The following is a 20,498-nucleotide window of genomic DNA, read 5'->3' as shown; positions in this document are numbered from 1 at the left end:
CGCTATTGCGGCACAGCGCTTGCGGATTCGCAGACGTCACAGACATTGCGCGTCTCGAATCGACTTCGCGGCGCATGGAGACCGGCGATGGCATTCAACAGACGCTCCCGATACAGTCCAAAGGCAGGAAACGAAACGGTATCGCGCTCGGCACTGCAGTCGGGCATTGCGGCGGGCACACTGGCCGCGGGCTTCGCTGGCTTGCGAGCAGCGTACGAAGGCTCGACGATGTTCGCCCCTATCAACGCGGTCACGCACTGCATCTGGCCTCGCCGCGCGTTCAGCGAAAGGGGCTTCAGTCCGCGCTTTACGCTGAGTGGTTTCGCGATTCATCAGGCGTCGGCGGTCTTCTGGGCAATGCTGTTCGAGGCGGTCAATGCGCGGCTTGCTCGCGGCGCACGCCGCATCGCCCCCGTCGCGACCGCCACCGCAGCGACGGCGACCGCCGCTACCGCATATATCGTCGATTACCACGTTGTGCCGGAGCGGTTGAGGCCGGGCTTCGAAGAACATCTTTCCAGCCGCTCGCTGGCCGGCGTATATGTCGCGCTGGCAGCGGGCTTCGTCGCGGCCGCGCTGCTGCGCAGCCGACCTCAGGGAGATCGATCATGACCGCGTCCGATGCAAACAATCCCCAGATCCGCAAGTTCATCAACGTGTAGAAGGCATTGAAGGGCGCGTCCTATCCCGCCAGGAAGGAAGAACTACTCAGGATTGCCAATGGAAACGGTGCCGATGAAGAGGTAATGGTGGTAGCGGAAATTCGATCCTCTATACCGGACGCTTCGCACGGACATCTTGCTGCTACAACGTAGCCGTCTACACAATGCGCATCGATCGCGTCAACCGGTATGCCGTCTGACCAGTTGAGTTGTCGCAATGCATTCGAATTGGTTTGCTGTAGCCCGTCTCTAACGAGCCCAGCAGTCGCACGAACGACGATCATTGTCGAGAAGCGCAACCTCCGTCAGTTCGTGTCAACGATCAAATAGCACAGAACCACCTCAAGGCGATCCTTGATCGTCGACACGATTGATAAAAGGAGTACATGATGTCAGTCAAACCTGAAGACGCAGCGACCAAGCCCGACGCTCCATTGCACAACCCGGAGCCCGATGCGCATGGCACGAGTGGTTCCAGGGAATCCACGGACCCAGTCGAACGCGCAGACCGTCGCAGAGAGAATCAAAAGAACGTCGACGTTAGCGTGGAACGCGACGGAACGGTCAAACAGAAGCCGCACGGAAATATGGATGAAACACTGATCCCGAAGGGAAAAGACCATCCCGAACAAGGACCCTATACGCCCGAGCATGATCGGATCGATCCCGATCTCGCGCCTGACAAGGACGCATAGCTGATTGTCCTGTACGCGTTCGGGGCACGTACGAATCTCGGTTCTTTCGGACATCCCTCCGATCGCTCGCTTTTTGTGAAGTCACGCGGCCATATGTAAATCGCGTGCCGCGCAGGCGATGCACCGCACGCCCTCGTGACCGAATGAGCAAGAGTTTTGTCGGGCGAGCGTACTGATAGTTTTCCAAGATGTACAACTGTGAACCCAATCACCAAAAGGAACATGTACAACAGCACAAACGGTTTGCTACGCGACACGTACATGTCGTCACTCGTGCCCTCAGCACGACGGTTGTGGACCGCAGCGGATACCACCGTCATGCCGTGCGCTCTGGTTTTCATCGACGAGACCAGTGCGGGAAGCCCGAATAAACGCCGTCCGGGCGCGCTCTCCTACGTGGAACAGGGTGTGACGCTCAACCGCAGTCTTCTTGCTTTAGGGCTGCCGCGCTTGACGGTTGTATCCAACGTTCCGCGGTTTATCGAGCGCTATCTTGAGGATCTAGCGCCTGATGTTCGTCCGACTGTGCAACCACTGTTGCCTTCTCTGTCCCTCTCACGGAACACCCGCTTCTATAGTGCACATTTCAAGCTGGATCTGCTTGAGCAGATTGGCAGCAGCATGCCCGACGGCACGCTACTTATGCTGCTCGACACTGACGTGTTCGCTTTCCGACCGTTTAGCGGCGACCTGTTGCGCCGGTGCGCCGAAACAGGCATAGGTGCGTTCGACATATCGGATCAGGAGTTTTCCGCATATGGCAGCCGGCGAGTCGTCGCAGATCTGGAGATGGTCGCCGGACGTCGACTTCTCAATCCCCGCTGGTTCGGCGGCGAGTGCCTCCTCGTGACGTCCAGCCTGATCAAAGAGTTGATGCCGTTCGCGCGCGAGTGCTTCCTTCGGTACGTAGACGCCTTGCCCCATCTGAATCATCAGGGCGATGAAATGTTCATGTCGGCGGCGCTCAATCTGCTCTCGGAAAAGAACCGGCCCATCATCGATGTCGGCACCTATCGCCTCGTTGGGCGACACTGGTCAGGAAACGGTCATCGCGATCTGCGATGGTTCAAGGGTTGTTCGCTGATCCATCTGCCCGATTGCAAGGAGTTGCTGGAACGGCAGGCGCGCGCCCGCGTGCTGAGCGCCGACCGGCTCTGGAGAACCCTCGTTCTGAGGCATGCGCTCAACCGCCTCGTCTGGCCAGTCAAACAGCGACGTCGTAAGCATCGTCTTGCGCACCGGCTGGTTGTGCAATCGTCGACCTGACCAATATCGGGCACGGCAGCTTTATATGCTGCGCGGAAGGCGTACGGAGAAAACCGTCGCCGTCTGCGTCCGTTGCGCCTCGATTGCTGCGATTGTCGATGGCAGCTTCGCAAGCGCTGCACGTTGACGCGTGAGCAACGCGAAGAGCAGCAGCAGGACGCCTCCTGCCGAAGCGACCGCCAGAGAGATCTTTTGCCTGACCAGTTGGTCCTGCGACGCGAACTGCATGTTGGCAATTCGTGCACGTCGCCCGGCGCTCAGTTGAGCCAGGAGAACCGATCGCCTTGCGGAAGGTCTCGCCACCATGCGCGGCGGGCGCGAGAAACTTCAGGAGTTGCGCCGGTTGAGCGCCGCGTCGCCCGAACAGCTCGATATTGCCGCAAGAAACCTGGCGCTCGCGGATGCCGATGTGAAACCGATCGAACCGGCACTTCTGCAGCAGGCGAACAGGACGCTCGGCTCGCTCATGGATGCATCCAGCGTGGATTACCGCTTCGCCGCCTGCGGCAACGGTTCGATAGCACGCTTCGTGGATTTTGATTCCGCCGATGCCGCCAGCTCGTAGTTGGTACGCGTGACTTCGACCGCCTGCTGACCGGTTCGCTGAAGAGCTTCATACAGCGTCGTGACGGCTGAGATTGCGGAGTCCAGCACGGTGACAATCGGCGCCGAATTTGCAGGGCTATGCTGAACGATGTCTTCTGCGAGTGTCCTGGCCTGACGGCCATATGTTTCCATGTGCGCCTGAAGCAGCTTTGCGCATTGAGCCCGACCCGAGGCGCTGATATCGAGTAGCTGGCGATTGCACGCCTGGCTTCTCTCCGCGGCGAGTGCAAACTGATTGCTTTGCAACGTCCACCATTCCTGCGGCTCCTTCACTGAGACAGCTTTTATCGATGCGTCGAGTGCTTCGCCTAGTGTCGAATGAATCGTTTCCATACCCAGCCGCGTAAGCCTCTCTGCTGTTTCGGCAAAGATCCGATGCAGATCAATGAACAACTCGACGTTCTTCTGCTGAGCCGCAATAACTTGCTCTTGTATCTGCATGATGAATCTCCTTGCTGGTTGGTCCAGCGCGCGTCCCGTCGGCGCACGGCGTCAAGCGTCTGACCGCATTGACGCGCCTGCGATACGTGGCATCGAAGGTAAGAAATTCGGCGAACGTTAAAACCAGATCAATGTTTTCCTGCGATCACCCGAAGCAGCGAATCGCCGTCGAGCGTCAAGCGAGGGCGTCGCACGCCTGAGCCGATTTCTTCCAGCGCAATAAGTTGCCGCTCGAGTAGTTTGTCGAGCTCGGCTCGATCCAGATCGATCTGATCCGGCGCAGACTTGACCAGCATCAGGGTGGCGAACTCGTGAGGGCTCAGCATCTCTTGTCTCCGAAAGTATCGATTTATATTTGCCGCGATAATTAACGTACCGTGACATCCGGGCGAGCCTGTTTACCTTCCTTGCATGGCGACTGCGAACTTGTAGGTCGGACCAGGGAGGGACGTCATGAATCGCGTTGTCGTGCCGCTAGACCATCGCCTGATGTGGGGGCACCGGATACGAAGCGACATACACTGCCGCGTCACGTCGACCGCGCGCAGACAGCTTGACGGCTAGCACATCGCGAAACATCGCGAACCGGTTCGCACCATGCGTTTCAAGAAAGCAGAGCACAGTCTTTTCGACCTCGTCGCGCGAGCTCTCGTCCGTCTGACAACTTGCTATGCAGGACGCACCGCGCGACAGTTCGAGTTGAAAATCGATCTCACATTGCCTGTAGGAAAGGCGTTTGCTTTGAACGTTACCACGCGGCATTTTTGCAACCCTTAGCACGCCTGTCATTCACTCAACGAAGTGTATCCAGCAATTTTGACGAAGTTTATATGTGCCGGGGTGTACGTAAATGAAGGTCGGCGGACACATCTGTAATACAGGGCCCGAGCCCCGCCCCGATCAGTCGGCGCGCTATCCGGCGCGCGTCTTACTGCCCTTCGTTCACCGTGCGTTGCGAATGAGTCGCAGCGTATTTTCAACTCGTCATGGGCGCCCTTGCCGCTACCGGGTATGGCTTTGCAAATTAACGTCGAGCTAATGGCTACGCATGGGGCGCGTAGCCAGGCATTGCACGATACGCGCTCGACTCACGACGCGAAAAACCCGGCGGATCACTCAACGTGACGGAGCTGTTCATCCGGAGTATCAGCCGGAGCGATGTCCGCCATTCACCGCGAACGGGGCGGCGATACGACCTTGCCGTGCGTGTCGACTATCTGTACTGCCTTCTTCATGCCGCCCACAGCGTGAGCCGGCTCGCCTGTCAATACAGTCGAGCCGACACCCGACGCTGTCTCGTCTAGAGCGCTGCTCAACGCCATGAAGTTGCTGTTTACGCGGCTCTCTGCTGCGGTGACAGCTTCAGCCGCGGCTCCGAGCATGATCTCATTGACATGCCGCCACCAGGCAACGACCTTTGCAGTTCCCGCGAGCGCGTAGCTTGTCTGCAGGCGCCAGGCGCCGAGTGGCGAGCGGGCGGCGGCGGCCTCGAGTGCGACGACGCGCTGCTCGTCGATTGCCGTTTGTATTGCGCGATTATTGAGCTCCGCGATGCGTTCGGCGGTGCGGATGCAAAGCTCCGCAAGATCGGTCATTTCGGCAGCGACCCATACGGCGCGTTCGGATGCTCTGTTGTGGATGGCACCGGGCAACGCAATGACACTCTGATACATGTTCAACTCCTCGACGGTTGGTGGACAAGACTTCGTGTTGCGCTGCCGCAATCGTCATTCCCGTCGCTGATTTCGACATACCGCTGCAAGAGCTGCTGTCTCGCGTGATGGCCCGCAACGATGTATGCGACGCCGCAACGTTGCGTGCGCCGGCTAACCACCGTCGATGTTCCACGTTTGCCCAGTCGCGTTAGACAGCGCGAACCGTGAAATTCCTTCGGCTGTCCGGCCCGGTGCCAAGGGATGCGGCACATCGCCCCGCACGACCGTGGCCATGCCAATTCCCGAGAATGTCCAGACTGCCAAGCGTCGCCATTATGTCTCTGATGCACGACTTGAGAGGCGCGGAGTCGCCGACGTCGCCCCGCAAGCCAAGCGCGCGCCGACCGGCCTGCCCGTTCCACGCTTGCCGGTGACTTCGCACCGCGTCAAAAACCGTGCTCGTTGCATGGGATCATGAATCTGACAAGATGGCTCGTTCGATCGGGTATCGCTGATACTAGGGGTCCGGAACCAGGCGCTCCCGGCGGCCCTCCCGACCGTTGTCACGCAAGCGGAGAGACCATCTCTCTCATCCGTCTCTCTTTCGACAAGCCTTGCCCCGCGGGTGACGTCCGCCACTGTGTCAGAGAAAAACTAGCGCCTCGTAGCCGTTTTGCATGTCAGGCATAGCGCATGCGAGTGAGCATCACATCATGGGGTGTTTCTGGCTGCGCTGAGCCGGCGACGCATTTCCGCAGGCCGGCCAACACTCCGGTACAACCCGCCTTTTTGTCGCGGCACGATTGCATGGCAGTACCCTCTGAGCGGTGGTCAGATGCCGTTCAGGGCGGTTTGGAAGGCCAGGCGCTTATAGGACGCTTGGCTTTTTTTTACTGGCCTGTCGTCCACAAATGGCGGCACGAGGGATGCTTAATTCACCGTGCATCGCAAGCGGTCAACGGTGTCGACGCTGCTTCACCTAAGACCGCGCTTCAAGGACGGCCGGGCGACGGGGACGTCTGGCCTCCTTCTTTCATTGGTCATCTTCATCGCGACTCTTGATGGGGCAAACTAGCACACTGGTCGTGTTCATCCCGGCGCGCTGTAGCGCGGCGTCAACGCGCGCCAACTCAGGCCGGAAATCAAGCTCGCAATCTGCGCCTCGATTAGCGCAAAGCTGTCGCGTACAGCCGAAGAACAGCGGCTTCGTGGCGCCCTTTTCGTGACGTCCGATCTCGAGAGGCTTACGACCCTTCACGTGGCTGCGAACCCCGATTTCCTCGATGGCGCTGGCATCGCGAGCTACGGCCCGAAGGGTTGGCCCATCAGCCGCGAGCGGCGGCGGCAAAGACATACGATCGCCTTGCGGAAGGTCTCGCCACCATGCGCGGCGGGCGCGAGAAACTTCAGGAGTTGCGCCGGTTGAGCGCCGCGTGGCCCGAACAGCTCGATATTGCCGCAAGAAACCTGGGCGCTCGCGGATGCCGATGTGAAACCGATCGAACCGGCACTTCTGCAGCAGGCGAACAGGACGCTCGGCTCGCTCATGGTTCTCTTGGCTCAACTGGAGCGCCGAGCAACGTGCACGAATTGCCGACATGCAGTTCGCGTCGCAGGACCAACTGGTCAGGCAAAAGATCTCTCTGGCGGTCGCCTCGGCAGGAGGCGTCCTGCTGCTCTTCGCGTTGCTCACGCGTCAACGTGCAGCGCTTGCGAAGCTGCCATCGACAATCGCAGCAATCGAGGCGCAACGTCGCTTCAAGGAATACTTCGAACGGCACCCCGTCGCTATGCTGATCTTCGACGTCAACTCGCTTGAGATCCTGACCGCAAACACAGCTGCGCAACGCCAGTACGGCCGCGAATTGCGGGCTACATCGATCGACCAGATCCGCCCTACAGAGGATATACAATACTTCCGGCGTGACCTGCAACACTACATCGCATCCGGCAACACCGGCCGGATTGGGAGGCGTGCGTCGTCACAAACACGCCGACGGCACCGCCGCCGTGCTGTGCGAAGTGGCGCGGCGGCTGTCCGCGGTCGTGTCGTCCACAGAACCGGTGGTTCGGTAGGGCGACCTGCTCAGGAGTGCCGCCGATGAAAACACGAAACTGGCTCTCGTCTTTCTGGACATCGACAACTTCAAGGAGATAAACGACTCGCTTGGACACACCGCGGGAGACTGGGCGCGGCGAAGTCGACGGCCTGGTGGCTGCCGCGAGCGCAATGAAAGATGCACTGAACTTCGGTTTCTCTGTACGCGACACGCTTGTCGTGCCGCAAGCCAGCGTCGGAATCGCCGTGTACCCCGACCACTCGACCGACCCCGAGGCCCTCCTTTCATATGCCGATGCGGCCATGTATCGGGCAAAGGCAATCGGGCGCAACAGCCTTCAGTTGTTTGAAGCGGAGATAGCATCACACAGCAACAGGCGGGCACTGATGGCGCAAGCACTGCGGCGAGCCGTTGGCGCCGACGAGTTCTCAGTTGTCTACCAGCCGCGGGTGAATCCCGTAACGGGACGCACGACAGGATTCGACGCCCTGGTCCGCTGGTACGACCCGGAGCAGGGCCACGTCAGCCCTTCGTTGTTCGTCCCGCTTGCGGAAGAAACGGGCCTGATCGTCAGCATCGGTGAACGCGTGCTTGGAGCGGCTTGCCGGCAGACGGCCATCTGGGCGCAGACCTGTCCGGACATAGTTGTTTCCGTGAACGTGTCGCCCGTGCAATTCGAACAGTCCGACCTGCCCGTCGTCATCGCCGAAACGATCAAGCGGACTGGCGTTCGCCCTCACAATCTCGAACTGGAAATCACCGAGGGCGTCATGATGGGACCGCGGTCGCTCGGAACGTTGCGCGCGCTTCGGGAACTCGGCGTCTCGGTCGCCATTGATAATTTCGGCTCCGGCTACTCGAGTCTCTCCTATATCCGGAACTTCATGGCCGACCGGCTCAAGCTGGACATGTCGTTCGTGCGCGGGATCGGCCGTTCGCATGCGGACGAGGTCATCGTCGAAGCGGTCCTTGCCTTGGGGAAGACGTTAGGGATGCGGGTCGTGGCAGAAGGCGTCGAAACGCCGGAACAACTGCAGTTTCTGGTCGACAACGGATGCGACGAAGTTCAGGGCTTCTGGTTTGCGCGTCCCGTCGAGGCGGGAATAGCGCAATCGTATCTGCCACGGGAATGCGCCACGCATGCGCGAGCCACTCACCAGTTCCAGGAAAAGGTGCCCACTGACGTACCACGACGTTTTCCTCACGGCAAAAAAACATCATGAGTGACAGCAAGCATGACGCGGATGTTGCGGCGGCTGCAAGCAACTGGCCGCTACTGCACGCCATACGTCTCACGGCTGCGAGTCCGTTATCAGAGCCGCGAGAGCGAAACAGCGCAATCCACGGCGATGGCGCTCCAGCACGTCGGTCCGTGCTATTCGCTCACGCGCATAGACATGCATTGCGGACATCAGTGCCCGCGCTGCACAGTGCCGCTCAGCGCCGGTTCGCTCCGGCATCGGCGACAGCAGCGTGCTCAGGTAGCAACGGCGGGATGGAACGGCAAGAAAAGTCTGCCAGTGAGCCCGATCCTCATGCAGCGATCGACGCGCCGCCGACGCATCATACTTCGGACAACCTGACCGCTTTGTTCGCCAGGCTGCGTGCGGGCGGCTCGAAAGCGTAGCGTCGAACATATCGACCGCGCCCGCACTCGAACTCGCGTGGCCGAAGCAGTGCCGGCACTGAGGCCCATCCTGCTCCTGTTAACTTCCATAGCGATCCCCGCCCGCCATGCCAGGAATCCGGACATTCCCCGTCGATTACGGGGTTTCTTCCGCTGCCGTCTGCCGTGGCCATCGGCTACGCTTCCCCATCGTTCACGTCAATGCGACAGCGGAGAGGACGATGACCCGGTGCTTCGAATGTGAAACCTTGCCATGCATGCCCTCGTCAGTAGCACCCCATGGGTCACTGCGGCGAGCCGATGCGTCTGCTGGAGGCGCGGCTGAACTCCCCCTGATCCATTACCTTGAATACCGCTGCGTCGTTTGCGGTTCGCGGTTCCGTCAGAACGATTCCGAAGGCTCTCCCCCCAATCTCTGGTCGGCCTGCGAAAGCTGGGCGACCGTTGAAGATCACGCAATTGAAGAGGCGCATGTCCGCAAACGTTGAGACCGGTCAGCCGATGCAATAACCTGATCCGCACCTGCTCGTGCCACAAGACGGGCACCTGTTAAATACCATTCAGCATGCGGTAGCAAGTTGGCGAAACTCCCATCTTTCGTCGAAATACCTTGGCGAGGCGATCACCGCTTACCATACCCACCCGCCGAGCAATCTTGTCGACCGGCAGTTCGCTATCGATCAGCAGGAGACAGGCCCGCTTCAGACGTGTGTGCAACAGGTACGCGGCTGGCGTCATGCCAAATTCATCCTGGAAGTGTCGCAAAAGCGTGCGCCTGCTCAGTTGTACGGATGCGGCGGCAGCATCTATCGTGAGCCGCTCCGCGCTGTTTCGCACCAGCCATTCCGCAGCGATTCGAGCCTTTACATCTGGCCGCTCGTGTTCGAGGTCTCCGCTACCGAATTGCGCGCACTGCAAGGTATTCTCAAAATGGCTGGCGACGCGTAATGCAAGACCATTGGCTTCGTCGCGCGCAAGCAAGCGTAGCGCGACGACCACTGCGGCATCGACTGTCATTGGCTGAAAGCCGTTATTCTCGCAATCGGCTCGCTGCCCCAACATGAGAACAGGAGTTGCATTCCTGTTTAGCCGCTGTATCCACGCCGCAAGGCCGCTTCGGCGAAGGGCGTTTCCTTGCTCTTTACCGGCCGCGACAAGAACAAAGTGATAGCTGCAAGACATTGTCGCGTCCACTGCTTGCGTGAACACCCGAAATGAGGCTCGTGTAGTGACGAGTCCGCCAAGCGGCGACAGGAAGTGCAGCCGCCATCGGTAGCGCATGGATGATTTTTCCGTGAGTTGACATGCGATCGCAAATACCTCGGCAAAAGCCCCAACGCCTGCAGCTTCGCAACCTTCGAACATGACGACGGCGATATTCCTCGTAGGGCGCGCGTTTTCCTCGGTGGCGGCCTTCGTCACCGCCGCCGCATCGATTGTCTGCGAATCGTTCGCACAAGCCATGAATCCCTCCCTGTCCGCAAGGACGCCTCTAGCGGTTTGCAAGTAGTGCCCTTGCTAAATGTATAGAGGGACGATGATCAACTGCCACCGTCCGTAACGGAGGCGTTTTGAGAATGCGGCATCGCCGCGAGTCACGAGGCAATCGCGACAAAGGTTCCACCGGTGAGGACAAAAGAGACGAACAGGCGTGAGAAATGAAAGTCTGCCAGCATTCGATACGGAGACGCGATGTATCCATTCTCCCGAGTGCACGGATAGGTGGTTGTAACCTGCCCGTTCTATCGGGACATAAGCACAGTACATCGTGCCAACGACGAGTCACCCAGGGACAGCCGCGAGTACCGTTCGATAACGACAGAGCAGACAAGAACTGCCGCGCGCGCCGAATCACGGCGTGTGCCCAAATGGCAGCTGGCTACAGAACGCCGGCTGAAGGAGACACGTTACCTTCGGACCGATCGGTGCGGCGGTTTGTTTTGATGTTTCCCGTAATTGGGCACGTAAGCCATGAATCACGTGACAGTTGTTATCTGCAACTTCAACTACGCCCAGTTCATTGGCAAGGCGATCGACTCGGCGCTCGCGCAGGATTATCCCTTCGTACGGGTGATGGTTATCGACGACGGGTGTACCGATGATTCCCGCAGAGTCATCGAAAGCTACGGCTCGCGAATCCGGCCTATTTTTAAAGAGAATGGTGGCCAGGGGTCTGCGTACAACCTGGCGATATCCCAGTTAGAGACCGAGTACGCGGTGATGCTCGACGCGGATGACCTTCTTTATCCAACGGCCGTCTCGCGAGCCGTAGAACTTCTGGACCTTGGTTACGCAAAGGTTCAGTTTCGCCTCGATGTTCTGAACGGAGACGGCCGGCCAACAGGCACACACGTGCCGCATTCTGAACCGTCTGAGACATGCGGTGAGCTGCTCGCCGACGGCTGGCTATATCCTTCTCCACCAGCGTCCGGTCACGTGTATCAGGTTAGCGCGCTGCAGCGCATATTTCCCGTGCCAGAGTTGGATGTAAATCGTTATGGCGCAGACTTCTATGCAATCTACGGCGTGGCGCTGCAAGGTCGCGTTGCAACAATCCCCTATGTTCTAGGCGGTTATCGTGTGCATCAAAGCACCGGTAGCGATGCAAGCTTCGCAAATTCTGAAGACCATCAGACCGTATCGGAAGCGTGCATTGAACGCTGGTCGCTTTTGCGTCAGATTGCGGCAAAGCGGATTGGCGTTGTGTTATCACCGACCTGTCACGATTTTGCTGTCGAGAAAGCGCAATTCTGCAGGGGCATTTACCGTGCTCCGTTCAAAAGCCGTTGGCACTGGCTTTTGAACGATTCCGGCAATTACCTGCATACGGTCGTCGCTAATCCGTTCTGGAGCCTGAGGAAGAAACTGGGAATGCTGTTCCTCTCAAGCCTATGCTTGCTTCCCTTCCCGTCGATCTCCAACTTTGCAGTCCGGTACATTGTGAATCCAGCGTCACGCCAGCGACGCATGACATGATTGGCCCTGCGGCCGGGCAGTAATCTTTGACTGCCGACGGTTCGGCCTCCCGTCAATGCCCTTTCCGCAAACCAGCGCGTGGAGGTCTCACTGAGCCAGTACGTGTCCGCTTTTTGGATCGACCCGGCCGTCGCGGCGACCTTGAGCGGATTTCGGCGAATGGCCTAAACTGGCCGTCTGCACCCACTCGTCGCCCTCGCAATCCCCGACAGACGGCGAACGCACCAAACCGACCCACAATGGACAGTCAGCTTTCCCTGAAGCGGACATTCAAACTGGATAAGAATTAGCCGCCAATCGAGGCCTGAGTAATACCCGTCGCTCGGAAGGCGTCACGTCAGGCAACGCCGTCCTTCCTTGCTTCACGAGCGCGATATGCTGTGACTTTCGCAATGGTGCCGCACGCCCGTCCGTCTGGGCCGCCCTTTGTCATACCGCACCAGCGTTTGCTGCCATTGCGCGTGTGGTCGTAGAAAGCCCATTGGCAATCAGGACAGGTCTTCAGGCGTGTCCACTCTCCCGAGGCAATGGCCTTTGCCGCTATAGCCACGAGATACCCAACAAAGCTCCCTTCTGACGCTTTGATATCCAACTGCAAAGCGCCGCCTACCCATCGGACTTTCAAGCCGAGCGCAGCGCTGTTGAACCATTCGTTCAGTGCCTCGCTACTGGACGCCTCTCCTTGGCAGGCACTGCGCAAATCATCACGTAGCCGTTGCAGCCGAGCCAGAGAGTCGGCTCGCGATAGGGAGCGGTGCGGAAACTCCTTGTGCCAGACTTTGGGAGCGCGAGCCAATCCGGGCAGTGCGTCTGTTGCTTCACGGGTGTCATTTGGAATCGACCAGGTGTTGATGAACCGCCGCACGTCCTCAAGCTCTCCTGGCGCTGTCTGATTGTGGTCCGGCATCGCGTCTCCGTGTTGCAAAAGAGCAGAGTTTACGTAACCATCAAAATACTACGGTGGTTACAGGGATGCAAGATGCTCGCCAATACCCGTTCGCTCAGTCCGACTTTTTCACAAGACATCAGGGCATTGTTGCGGATGCAAGGCGTGATGAACGCGTCGCACTTCATGACCGTTCCGCTTCTTGCACTGTACATGTCGATGACCCTGCACTTCAATTCCGTCGCGCTTGCGACCGTAATGTCAGCGAATCTGCTTTCCGCCCAGACGCTGCCGCTTATTGCCGGCGCGGTCGCAGACCGCTTCGGCTCCCGGCGGATGTTGGCCTTGGGGCTTTGGTTGAGAGGATTGGGATTTCTCGGATTTAGCGTTACGAACAACGAGACGGCCTGGACGTGCTTCGCTTTCGCGGCCGGGTCGGGCGTTGCATGTTACGAGGCCGGCCTGTACGGAGTCTTCGGCCGCCAGCCGAAGATATCGCATTCTGCCCTGTTCGCAGCGAACAACCAGATGCTGAACATGGGCACGGCGATTGGCCCCATACTCGGAGGACTGGCGGCCCTGATCGATGCCCGTTTCGCCTTTGTGGCAAGTGCACTTTTATTTGGCGTGCTGGGTGCGTCTATGTCCCGATCAACAGTCGGAGCAACTGAGACAGCGGATCGCCGAGCCGTTCTGGTCAATCTGCGCGCCGCTGCGGCTAACCGCGATCTGTGGCGCCTGATCGTGATTTCTTTTCCCTGGTTCTTTCTGTTCCCACAGCTTTATGTCGCGTTTCCGTTGTATGCCGGGCGTCTCGCGGGTCCGCACGCAGCATCAGCTGTCTACGTTGTGAACGGCGTGATCGGACTGGCATTCATGCTGGTCGCGAAGCGCTGGCTTGTCCGGATGAATCCGGCCATTGCAACGATGTATGCCTATTTGGCGGCTGCGATCGCCTTCACCAGCGTGGCCGCGTTCGATAGCCTCGCATGGTTTCTGTTATTCATCGCCGGATATACGGTCATCGAGACAGTCATGCTTCCGGCGCTGGAAACGATGACCGGCTCACTAGCGGTTGACGGAGGTCAGGCCACGTCCTTTGGTGTGTTGAGTGCTACAGGTGCATTGAGCGGCGCTGGCGGTTACTACGCCGGAAGCTGGCTGATCCTCAACGCGACGTCGCTCGAGACGTGGGCGACGTTTGGAAGTGTTGCAGCCGTGGGCTTCGCAGCAGCCGCACTGATTCTTCCGAAAACTATCCGTCGGGCTTCGATGCTCTAAAAGGTAGAGGCGCTGTGCTGGATGTCAACGATTTTGCTGCTTCAGGCGAATGTCCAAAATTGGCCGAGCGTAGCGTGACGGCTGGATTAATCCGACGCAAGGCCTGTCACTGACCGGCATATTCGAGCCATTCCGGGATCGGCGTAATCGAGCCACCGGATGATCGCCGCAATCGAGCCAGTGCATGATCGGCGCAATCGGGCCACTCGATGATCGGCGTATTAGAGCCACCGCAGGATCGGCGTAATCGAGCCACGTAGCGGGCTCAGTGTTCTGTCGGGCGGCAGCCCGAAACGCATTTCGAATTTCCACAACCCGGTACCTTCAGGCTTTTTGCCCGGAGGGCCGATGAGTCGAAGGAGGTTCGAAGTGTTTGAGTATCGACAGGTTCTGGCGCGCATGCGTCAGGGCGATTCCGACCGTGACATTGCCAGCGCACGCCTGATGGGGCGTGGGAAGCTGAAGACCGTCAGGCAGGTCGCGCTCGCTCGGGGCTGGCTCGATCCCGGTCGGCCCTTGCCGGACGACGCCGAACTGGCAGCGATCTTCGGACGCAATCCGAAGCTGCCGCGTAGCTGCGTCTCCACGATTGAACCGTTTCGCGATCTGGTGCGCGGCTGGTATGACGCCGACGTGCAGGGCACGACGATCTTCAACGCGCTTCAGCGCAACCACGGCTATACGGGCAGCTATTCGGCAGTGCGGCGCTTCCTGCTGCACCTGAAGGCCGAGCGCGGCGCGAGAGCGACGACGATCCTGGAGTTCGCACCGGCCGAGGCCGCACAGGTCGACTTCGGCGCCGGTCCGGTGCTCACGCATGAGTCCGGGGTTCTGCTCAAGACATGGTTCTTCGTGATGACGCTGTGCTGGTCGCGTCATCAATACGCCGAGGTCGTGCTGGATCAGACGGTCGAGACGTGGCTGGCCTGTCACCGGCGCGCCTTCGAATGGTTCGGTGGCCGCGTCGAACGCGTGATCATCGACAACGCCAAGTGCGCGATCACAAAGGCGTGCATGTACGACCCCGAGGTACAGCGCTCGTACGCCGCGCTGGCCGAGGGGTACGGCTTCCGGATCGATGCATGCCCTCCACACGATCCTGCGAAGAAGGGCGTCGTTGAGGCCGGAGTCAAATACATCAAACGATCCTTCGTGCCGCTGCGCGAATTCCGCGATCTCGCCGACGCCAACCGTCAATTGCGCGACTGGGTGATGCAGCAGGCCGGCACGCGCGAGCACGGCACGACGCGCGAGCAGCCGCTTGCACGTTTCGCCATCGAGAAGCCACTGCTCGCCAGACTGCCCGATGTGCCGCCAGTGCTGGCCGTATGGTGCGAGGTCAAGGTCCATACCGACGGGCACGTCGTCTACAAGAAGGCACTGTATTCGGTGCCGTTCACGCTCGTTGGCAAGCAGCTGTGGCTGAAGGCGACCGACACGGTCGTGCAGGTGTTCCACCGCCATGAGCTCGTCGCGACCCATCCGCGCCTGCGCAAGCCCGGCGATCGCCACACGGTGCGTGACCACCAGCCGCCTGAAGCGCAAGCGTGGCTCGAGCACGATCCACAGTGGTGCCTGGCGCGGGCAAAGGATATCGGGCCAGCCTGCCACGCGCTCGTTCTCGCGATGTTCAACGACAAGGTGCTCGTCAACCTGCGCGGCGCGCAGGGCGTCTTGAGGCTTCGCGAGAAGGTCGGCGATCAACGGCTGGAGGCTGCGTGCGAGCGTGCGCTCGTGTTCGCCAGCCCCAAGTACCGCACTGTCAAGGCGATCCTCGACAAGGGGCTGGACAGCCAGCCCACCGCAGCACCAGCGCCGACGCCGGCGCCTGCCGACACCTATCTGAACGGCGGCCGCTTCGGCCGTGACCTCCATTCCCTTCTGATCCATTGAACGCCTATGCATCCCAGTCCAGAACTGAACACGATCCTCAAGCAGTTGCGCCTCTCGGGCATCCTCGACTCGCTCGAGCAACGCAACCGTCAAGCCATCGACGGGCAACTTGCCTACACGGAGTTCCTCGCCACGCTTCTGCACGACGAGGTCGCGCGGCGAGAGCAGAAGAAGCTCGGCGTGCGGCTCGCCCGCGCTGGCTTCTCCCTAGGCAAGACGCTCGAGAACTTCGACTTCGACCGCGTGCCCAAACTCAACCGCGCTCACATCTATGATCTCGCCGCCGGCCGCTATATCGACGAGAAGGTCTGCGTGCTGATGGTCGGCCAAACCGGCGTCGGCAAGTCGCATCTCGCGCAGGCCCTGGGCCACTGCGCCGCACGCCAGGGCCGCGATGTCCTGTTCATCACGCAAACCGAATTGCTCAAGAAGCTGCATGCAGCACGGGCGACTGAGCTCTATGAACGCAAGTTGCAGCAGTTCGTGCGCGTTCCGGTGCTGATCGTCGATGACTTTGCACTCAAACCCCTGCGTGCGCCCCACGACGAAGACTTCCACGACCTGATCGCCGCCAGGTATGAGCGCGCGGCAACTATCCTGACGTCGAATCTCGACTTCAGCGAATGGGGCGACGCATTCCCCGACAACCGCATCCTCGGTGCTGCCACGCTCGATCGGCTACGGCACGGCGCCTACCGTGTCGTCATTGAGGGTGAGAGCTTCCGCAAGCCGAAACCGATGCCCGAAAACGGCGAAAACGTGGTTGCAAAATCAGGCAAAAAAACGCATTCTTGAGTCCCTTCGAAATCGCGTTTCGGGGCCATTCCAGGTGGCCTCATTACGCCGATCATCCCCGGCTCGATTACGCCGATCCGTGACAAGGCCTCAGTCACTAATCTCCTAAACTAGCGTCCCGGTCATGGACGCCCGGCGCCAATGCTGCCCTCACGGCCTTCCACCGACTCTCTTTCACGCCATAGGCGAAATAACTCCTCCTGCTCACCGACGCGTCCCTCAAATGCTGGAACGCCTGCCGGAATCAAAAACCATGGCTGTTTGCTACGGGTGTATATGTGCGCTATCGGGGCAAATTCGGTTTGGTTCTGTAGTGTCCCCGGTCTGAGTATCGCTGCGTCTGGTTGGTCAATAGGCTCAGCCCAAAGCCGCGTGTCACATCGCGGGCATGCTTTGCTACGCCGCTGCCGCCCATGACCGATGTCAAATACCAGCATGATCGGTTCGCCTTGTACAACGTGCAAATCTGTTCGACGGACCCACATGACAGGTAGCGCAGCACCGCCCGTTCTACGTTGACAGTTAGTGCAGTGGCAAACATAAAAAGTGAGCGGCTCGTCCCTTAGCTCAAACTTGATTTGGCCGCAGAGGCAGTTGCCAATGTAAGGTGCGGGCATACGAGGTTCCTGGATGTCGGGCGATGAAGGTTCGAAAGCTTGGTGCTGGCGTGACCCAGTGGCGAATTGTCGACGATTTAACTACCACTGTCGAACGACCGTTCTTGGCCGAACGTACTCATTCGCCGACTTTCCCGAGAGCCGCGGTTTATCGCTCGGCGGCCGCAACTCTCCTACGCTTGTCCGCACCCGCCACCATTTCTTGATGTCTCCTTCGAAGCGAGCCATCTGCTGTCGGCGTGGGCAAGTCTGGCAAAAACTCGACGCGCGCTTTTCTTACGTCGCACCGGATAAAGTCTCACCCAGCGCTCGGCATATTGTCTCGAGCGCTTCGCCGTTCCATCACTCCTCGTTTGTCTGCTTACGCCGTCCGTGCATGGCCCTGATCAACGCGTGCAGTTGGTCGCCCGTGAATGGTTTGCCGAGTGATGCACATCCAAATCCGACCTCCTCTGGCGTCGGTGTATTGCCTCCCGAGACAAAAATAACCCTGATGTCCGGATTGCGCCCAACGGCGACCCTGGCGAGTTCGATACCTGACTGCCCTGGGAGGGTGATGTCCGTGAGAAGGACATCGACTTTTTCCGCCATCAGGACACGCATTGCTGCCTCCGCATCCGCGGCCTCATGCACGTCATAGCCCATCGTGGTCAGCAGTTCATTAACCGCTTCGCGTGAGCCATTATCATCGTCCACCACGAGAACCGTGAGGTCTGGGGGTGTATAAGACGGTTGCGACGGCAGAGAAGGCGGGGACGGCGACGCGACCGCTGCGTCCGCATCTGACGCGCCAGCGGGTCCGAGCAGCCGGCGGATTTTTGAGGCAAGCTGCTCGCGGCTGTAGGGTTTGCTCAACAGATGCACGCCCGGGTCAAGGCGGCCACCGTGCACGATTGCGTTCTGCGTGTAGCCCGAAGTGAACAGCACTTTCAGATGCGGGAGCATCAGGGTCGCTCGCTTTGCGAGCTCGGTACTGCGCATCGTGCCGGGCATCACCACGTCGGTAAACAGAAGATCGATATTCATCCCGCTTTGCACGATGGCGAGTGCGCTCTGGGCGTCATCCGCTTTCAGCACCGTGTAGCCCAGCTGTCTGAGCGTTTCAAGGACTGTGACCTGAACCCGGCGGTCATCTTCCACGACAAGAATGGTCTCGGCACCGCCAGCGAGCGCGACCGGCTCCGGAGGTTCAAGATCGACCGCCTCCGCCATCGACCGTGGCAGATAGACCTTCACCGTCGTTCCGTGTCCTGGCTCGCTATAGATCCTGACGTGACCACCGCTTTGCTTGATGAACCCATACGCCATGCTCAGGCCCAGCCCGGTGCCCTGGCCTTCCGGTTTCGTTGTGAAAAACGGCTCGAACGCTCGCTCCATAATCTCGCGGCTCATGCCCGTGCCCGTGTCGGTGACGGCCAGCAATACGTACTGCCCGTCGCGAACATCGTCAGCCAGGGCTGTGTAATGCTCGTCGAGCATCGCATTCGAGAGTTCGAGCGTCAGCTTGCCGCCCTCGGGCATCGCATCGCGGGCATTGATGGCCAGGTTCAGGACCACGTTTTCAAGATGGTTCGGATCCACCAGCGTGTTCCAGAGTCCGCCCGCGATGACGGTCTCCACGTTGATCACTTCACCCAACGCGCGTCTGAGCAGATCGTCCATGCTTCGCAGCATCACCGCGAGATTGACAACAACGGGCTGCAGCGCCTGACGGCGTCCGAACGCGAGCAGCTGGGAGGCCAGCGTGGCGCCGTGCTCAACGGCTTCAATTGCCTTGTAGAGGCGCTCCTGTGTCCAGGCATCCCGACCATGACGACCCTCAAGCAGTTCGAGGTTGCCACGCAGGACCTGCAGCACATTGTTGAAGTCGTGCGCAACACCGCCCGTCAGCTTTCCGAGCGCCTCCATTTTCTGCGACTGAAGCAGCGCGACGCGCGCCTTTTCCAGTTGCTCCTGCGCGGTCTTGCGCTCCGTTACATCGCGTGTGATCTTGGCGAAGCCGATCAGCTCTCCGGTCTCGTCCCGGATCGCATCGATGATCACGTTGGCCCAGAAGCGGGTGCCGTCTTTCCTGACCCGCCAGCCCTCGGTCTCGAACCGGCCTTCTATCGCAGCCGTGTGCAGACCACGTTCAGGCAGCCCCAGGGCCGCGTCTTCGGGCGTATAGAACTGCCTGAAGTGCGCACCGATCACTTCGTTAGCCTGATAACCCTTGATGCGCGCGGCTCCCAGATTCCAGTTTGTCACAAGCCCCTCAGGAGACAGCATAAAGATGGCGTAATCGGTCACACCCTGCACCAGCAGCCGGAAACGTCGTTCGCTTTCGGTCACGGCTTCGTACGCCAGGCGCTTGTCGGTTGTGTCACGCACAACCTTGCCAAAGCCCACGAACGCGCCAGTGTCCGTGTAAAGAGCCGTGACAAGGATGCTGGCCCAGAACTTCGTGCCGTCCTTTCGGACGCGCCAGCCTTCCGTGTCGTGCTGGCCCTGCTCGCGCGCCTTGCGAAGCACTTGTTCAGGAACATGATTGCGCCGGTCCCCATCCGTGTAGAAGACGGAAAAGTGCCGGCCAATGATCTCATCCGCCTCGTAGCCCTTGATGCGTTTGGCCCCGGGGTTCCAGCTGGCAACCTCGCCGCGCTCCGTCAGCCTGAAGATTGCATACTCCGATATGCGACCGATCAGAAGTGACGGCCAGGTTGCCTGGATGTTATTTTCGTCGCCGTGCATTGGCGTCTCTCCGTTTTCCGGCTGTGCACATGTAGGCATCTGGCGTTCTGGGCCTGTTCGATCCGCAACCCGGGAGTCATCGCGTCATACACACTGAATGTGCCTTCTCTAGGCTTCGTACTCCCACGTCATGAGTCGGAAGACACAGACTTCGTGTACACCCTTGACAATGGGCGACCGGAAATCCAGCCGCCCCGCTTCAGTGAACAGGCCCGAGAGAACTTCCTCGTCGCGCAACGGCTCGATCGCCCACATTGTCTCTGCGAGTTGTCGGGAAAGTGCGCCAAGCCTTACGCTTGCGGATCAGT

The 20,498-nt window shown here is 59.6% G+C and carries 20 protein-coding genes and 1 pseudogene; 12 read left to right on the top strand and 9 right to left on the bottom strand.

What is annotated here, in order from left to right:
• Window positions 1–87 precede the first annotated feature (87 nt).
• From QEN71_RS18840 to QEN71_RS18830, 4 genes are all read left to right on the top strand, one after another.
• On the top strand, window positions 88–612 hold the full coding sequence (locus QEN71_RS18840; protein WP_201660705.1) for a hypothetical protein: 525 nt from the start codon (window positions 88–90) through the stop codon (window positions 610–612).
• A gap of 56 nt (window positions 613–668) precedes the next feature.
• Window positions 669–815 (top strand): DUF2795 domain-containing protein, encoded by a 147-nt coding sequence (locus QEN71_RS44785; RefSeq protein ID WP_233472132.1) that lies wholly within the window; start codon window positions 669–671, stop codon window positions 813–815.
• 233 nt (window positions 816–1,048) lie between these two features.
• On the top strand, window positions 1,049–1,357 hold the full coding sequence (locus QEN71_RS18835; RefSeq protein ID WP_307792593.1) for a hypothetical protein: 309 nt from the start codon (window positions 1,049–1,051) through the stop codon (window positions 1,355–1,357).
• Window positions 1,358–1,579: 222 nt separating this feature from the next.
• Window positions 1,580–2,623, top strand: a complete 1,044-nt coding sequence (locus QEN71_RS18830; RefSeq protein WP_201660708.1) for a response regulator receiver protein — start codon at window positions 1,580–1,582, stop codon at window positions 2,621–2,623.
• 21 nt (window positions 2,624–2,644) lie between these two features.
• Here QEN71_RS18830 and QEN71_RS18825 read toward each other — a convergent pair whose 3' ends face one another.
• Window positions 2,645–2,851 carry a hypothetical protein gene (locus QEN71_RS18825; RefSeq protein ID WP_201660711.1) on the bottom strand — a complete coding sequence of 69 codons (207 nt, stop codon included), beginning with the start codon at window positions 2,849–2,851 and terminating at the stop codon, window positions 2,645–2,647.
• 76 nt (window positions 2,852–2,927) lie between these two features.
• On the opposite strand from QEN71_RS18825, the gene QEN71_RS18820 reads away from it, so the two are divergent.
• Window positions 2,928–3,188: a hypothetical protein gene (locus QEN71_RS18820; protein ID WP_223962223.1), complete on the top strand. Its 261-nt coding sequence runs from the start codon at window positions 2,928–2,930 to the stop codon at window positions 3,186–3,188.
• On the opposite strand, the gene phaP is transcribed toward QEN71_RS18820, so the two are convergent.
• From phaP to QEN71_RS18800, 4 genes are all read right to left on the bottom strand, one after another.
• The gene (gene phaP, locus QEN71_RS18815) at window positions 3,110–3,670 is read right to left on the bottom strand and encodes a TIGR01841 family phasin (protein ID WP_201660714.1); all 561 of its coding nucleotides are present in this window, start codon (window positions 3,668–3,670) and stop codon (window positions 3,110–3,112) included. The two genes, QEN71_RS18820 and phaP, sit on opposite strands and share 79 nt — an antisense overlap.
• A gap of 128 nt (window positions 3,671–3,798) precedes the next feature.
• On the bottom strand, window positions 3,799–3,996 hold the full coding sequence (locus QEN71_RS18810) for a hypothetical protein (protein ID WP_201660717.1): 198 nt from the start codon (window positions 3,994–3,996) through the stop codon (window positions 3,799–3,801).
• 843 nt (window positions 3,997–4,839) lie between these two features.
• Complete coding sequence (locus tag QEN71_RS18805) at window positions 4,840–5,343, bottom strand: phasin family protein (RefSeq protein WP_201660718.1); 504 nt, start codon at window positions 5,341–5,343, stop codon at window positions 4,840–4,842.
• A gap of 1,284 nt (window positions 5,344–6,627) precedes the next feature.
• Window positions 6,628–6,873 carry a hypothetical protein gene (locus tag QEN71_RS18800; RefSeq protein WP_201660721.1) on the bottom strand — a complete coding sequence of 82 codons (246 nt, stop codon included), beginning with the start codon at window positions 6,871–6,873 and terminating at the stop codon, window positions 6,628–6,630.
• A gap of 50 nt (window positions 6,874–6,923) precedes the next feature.
• On the opposite strand from QEN71_RS18800, the gene QEN71_RS18795 reads away from it, so the two are divergent.
• From QEN71_RS18795 to QEN71_RS18790, 3 genes and pseudogenes are all read left to right on the top strand, one after another.
• A complete protein-coding gene (locus tag QEN71_RS18795; protein ID WP_201660724.1) occupies window positions 6,924–7,430 on the top strand; it encodes a hypothetical protein in 507 nt (168 codons plus the stop codon).
• A pseudogene (locus QEN71_RS44680) lies at window positions 7,408–7,467 on the top strand (hypothetical protein); the annotation flags it as partial. The gene QEN71_RS18795 and the pseudogene QEN71_RS44680, both read left to right, overlap by 23 nt.
• A gap of 88 nt (window positions 7,468–7,555) precedes the next feature.
• On the top strand, window positions 7,556–8,608 hold the full coding sequence (locus tag QEN71_RS18790) for a putative bifunctional diguanylate cyclase/phosphodiesterase (protein ID WP_201660727.1): 1,053 nt from the start codon (window positions 7,556–7,558) through the stop codon (window positions 8,606–8,608).
• A 953-nt stretch (window positions 8,609–9,561) separates the two neighbouring features.
• On the opposite strand, the gene QEN71_RS18785 is transcribed toward QEN71_RS18790, so the two are convergent.
• Window positions 9,562–10,476, bottom strand: a complete 915-nt coding sequence (locus QEN71_RS18785; protein ID WP_201660730.1) for a helix-turn-helix domain-containing protein — start codon at window positions 10,474–10,476, stop codon at window positions 9,562–9,564.
• Window positions 10,477–10,983: 507 nt separating this feature from the next.
• Here QEN71_RS18785 and QEN71_RS18780 point away from each other — a divergent pair.
• Window positions 10,984–11,988, top strand: coding sequence for a glycosyltransferase family 2 protein (locus tag QEN71_RS18780; protein ID WP_201660732.1), 1,005 nt, complete (start codon window positions 10,984–10,986; stop codon window positions 11,986–11,988).
• Between the two features lie 337 nt (window positions 11,989–12,325).
• Here QEN71_RS18780 and QEN71_RS18775 read toward each other — a convergent pair whose 3' ends face one another.
• On the bottom strand, window positions 12,326–12,895 hold the full coding sequence (locus QEN71_RS18775; RefSeq protein WP_201660734.1) for a CGNR zinc finger domain-containing protein: 570 nt from the start codon (window positions 12,893–12,895) through the stop codon (window positions 12,326–12,328).
• Between the two features lie 72 nt (window positions 12,896–12,967).
• Between QEN71_RS18775 and QEN71_RS18770 the strand changes: the two genes are divergently transcribed.
• The 3 genes from QEN71_RS18770 to istB all read left to right on the top strand — a co-directional run bounded on the left by QEN71_RS18770 (window position 12,968) and on the right by istB (window position 16,843).
• Window positions 12,968–14,155 (top strand): MFS transporter, encoded by a 1,188-nt coding sequence (locus QEN71_RS18770; RefSeq protein WP_201660736.1) that lies wholly within the window; start codon window positions 12,968–12,970, stop codon window positions 14,153–14,155.
• A 369-nt stretch (window positions 14,156–14,524) separates the two neighbouring features.
• A complete protein-coding gene (gene istA / locus QEN71_RS18765; protein WP_201662938.1) occupies window positions 14,525–16,048 on the top strand; it encodes an IS21 family transposase in 1,524 nt (507 codons plus the stop codon).
• 6 nt (window positions 16,049–16,054) lie between these two features.
• Window positions 16,055–16,843, top strand: coding sequence for an IS21-like element helper ATPase IstB (gene istB, locus QEN71_RS18760; RefSeq protein ID WP_201662941.1), 789 nt, complete (start codon window positions 16,055–16,057; stop codon window positions 16,841–16,843).
• A 122-nt stretch (window positions 16,844–16,965) separates the two neighbouring features.
• On the opposite strand, the gene QEN71_RS18755 is transcribed toward istB, so the two are convergent.
• Window positions 16,966–17,460: a GFA family protein gene (locus QEN71_RS18755; protein ID WP_201661635.1), complete on the bottom strand. Its 495-nt coding sequence runs from the start codon at window positions 17,458–17,460 to the stop codon at window positions 16,966–16,968.
• Between the two features lie 342 nt (window positions 17,461–17,802).
• On the bottom strand, window positions 17,803–20,190 hold the full coding sequence (locus QEN71_RS18750) for a hybrid sensor histidine kinase/response regulator (RefSeq protein WP_201661638.1): 2,388 nt from the start codon (window positions 20,188–20,190) through the stop codon (window positions 17,803–17,805).
• Window positions 20,191–20,498 lie beyond the last annotated feature (308 nt).

It is taken from the genome of Paraburkholderia sabiae (genome assembly GCF_030412785.1).
Classification (GTDB): domain Bacteria; phylum Pseudomonadota; class Gammaproteobacteria; order Burkholderiales; family Burkholderiaceae; genus Paraburkholderia; species Paraburkholderia sabiae.
The sequence above is the reverse complement of the archived record's forward strand: the minus strand, read 5'-3'. Positions and strand labels throughout refer to the sequence as shown.

What these genes read in the sequence shown, in the direction of transcription:
- QEN71_RS18840 (WP_201660705.1), top strand. Translation starts at nt 88, where the DNA reads ATGGCATTCAACAGACGCTCCCGATACAGTCCAAAGGCAGGAAACGAA.
- QEN71_RS18835 (WP_307792593.1), top strand. Translation starts at nt 1,049, where the DNA reads ATGATGTCAGTCAAACCTGAAGACGCAGCGACCAAGCCCGACGCTCCA.
- QEN71_RS18830 (WP_201660708.1), top strand. Translation starts at nt 1,580, where the DNA reads ATGTACAACAGCACAAACGGTTTGCTACGCGACACGTACATGTCGTCA.
- QEN71_RS18825 (WP_201660711.1), bottom strand. Translation starts at nt 2,851, where the DNA reads ATGCAGTTCGCGTCGCAGGACCAACTGGTCAGGCAAAAGATCTCTCTG.
- QEN71_RS18820 (WP_223962223.1), top strand. Translation starts at nt 2,928, where the DNA reads ATGCGCGGCGGGCGCGAGAAACTTCAGGAGTTGCGCCGGTTGAGCGCC.
- phaP (WP_201660714.1), bottom strand. Translation starts at nt 3,670, where the DNA reads ATGCAGATACAAGAGCAAGTTATTGCGGCTCAGCAGAAGAACGTCGAG.
- QEN71_RS18810 (WP_201660717.1), bottom strand. Translation starts at nt 3,996, where the DNA reads ATGCTGAGCCCTCACGAGTTCGCCACCCTGATGCTGGTCAAGTCTGCG.
- QEN71_RS18805 (WP_201660718.1), bottom strand. Translation starts at nt 5,343, where the DNA reads ATGTATCAGAGTGTCATTGCGTTGCCCGGTGCCATCCACAACAGAGCA.
- QEN71_RS18800 (WP_201660721.1), bottom strand. Translation starts at nt 6,873, where the DNA reads ATGAGCGAGCCGAGCGTCCTGTTCGCCTGCTGCAGAAGTGCCGGTTCG.
- QEN71_RS18795 (WP_201660724.1), top strand. Translation starts at nt 6,924, where the DNA reads ATGCAGTTCGCGTCGCAGGACCAACTGGTCAGGCAAAAGATCTCTCTG.
- QEN71_RS18790 (WP_201660727.1), top strand. Translation starts at nt 7,556, where the DNA reads ATGAAAGATGCACTGAACTTCGGTTTCTCTGTACGCGACACGCTTGTC.
- QEN71_RS18785 (WP_201660730.1), bottom strand. Translation starts at nt 10,476, where the DNA reads ATGGCTTGTGCGAACGATTCGCAGACAATCGATGCGGCGGCGGTGACG.
- QEN71_RS18780 (WP_201660732.1), top strand. Translation starts at nt 10,984, where the DNA reads ATGAATCACGTGACAGTTGTTATCTGCAACTTCAACTACGCCCAGTTC.
- QEN71_RS18775 (WP_201660734.1), bottom strand. Translation starts at nt 12,895, where the DNA reads ATGCCGGACCACAATCAGACAGCGCCAGGAGAGCTTGAGGACGTGCGG.
- QEN71_RS18770 (WP_201660736.1), top strand. Translation starts at nt 12,968, where the DNA reads ATGCTCGCCAATACCCGTTCGCTCAGTCCGACTTTTTCACAAGACATC.
- istB (WP_201662941.1), top strand. Translation starts at nt 16,055, where the DNA reads ATGCATCCCAGTCCAGAACTGAACACGATCCTCAAGCAGTTGCGCCTC.
- QEN71_RS18755 (WP_201661635.1), bottom strand. Translation starts at nt 17,460, where the DNA reads ATGCCCGCACCTTACATTGGCAACTGCCTCTGCGGCCAAATCAAGTTT.
- QEN71_RS18750 (WP_201661638.1), bottom strand. Translation starts at nt 20,190, where the DNA reads ATGCACGGCGACGAAAATAACATCCAGGCAACCTGGCCGTCACTTCTG.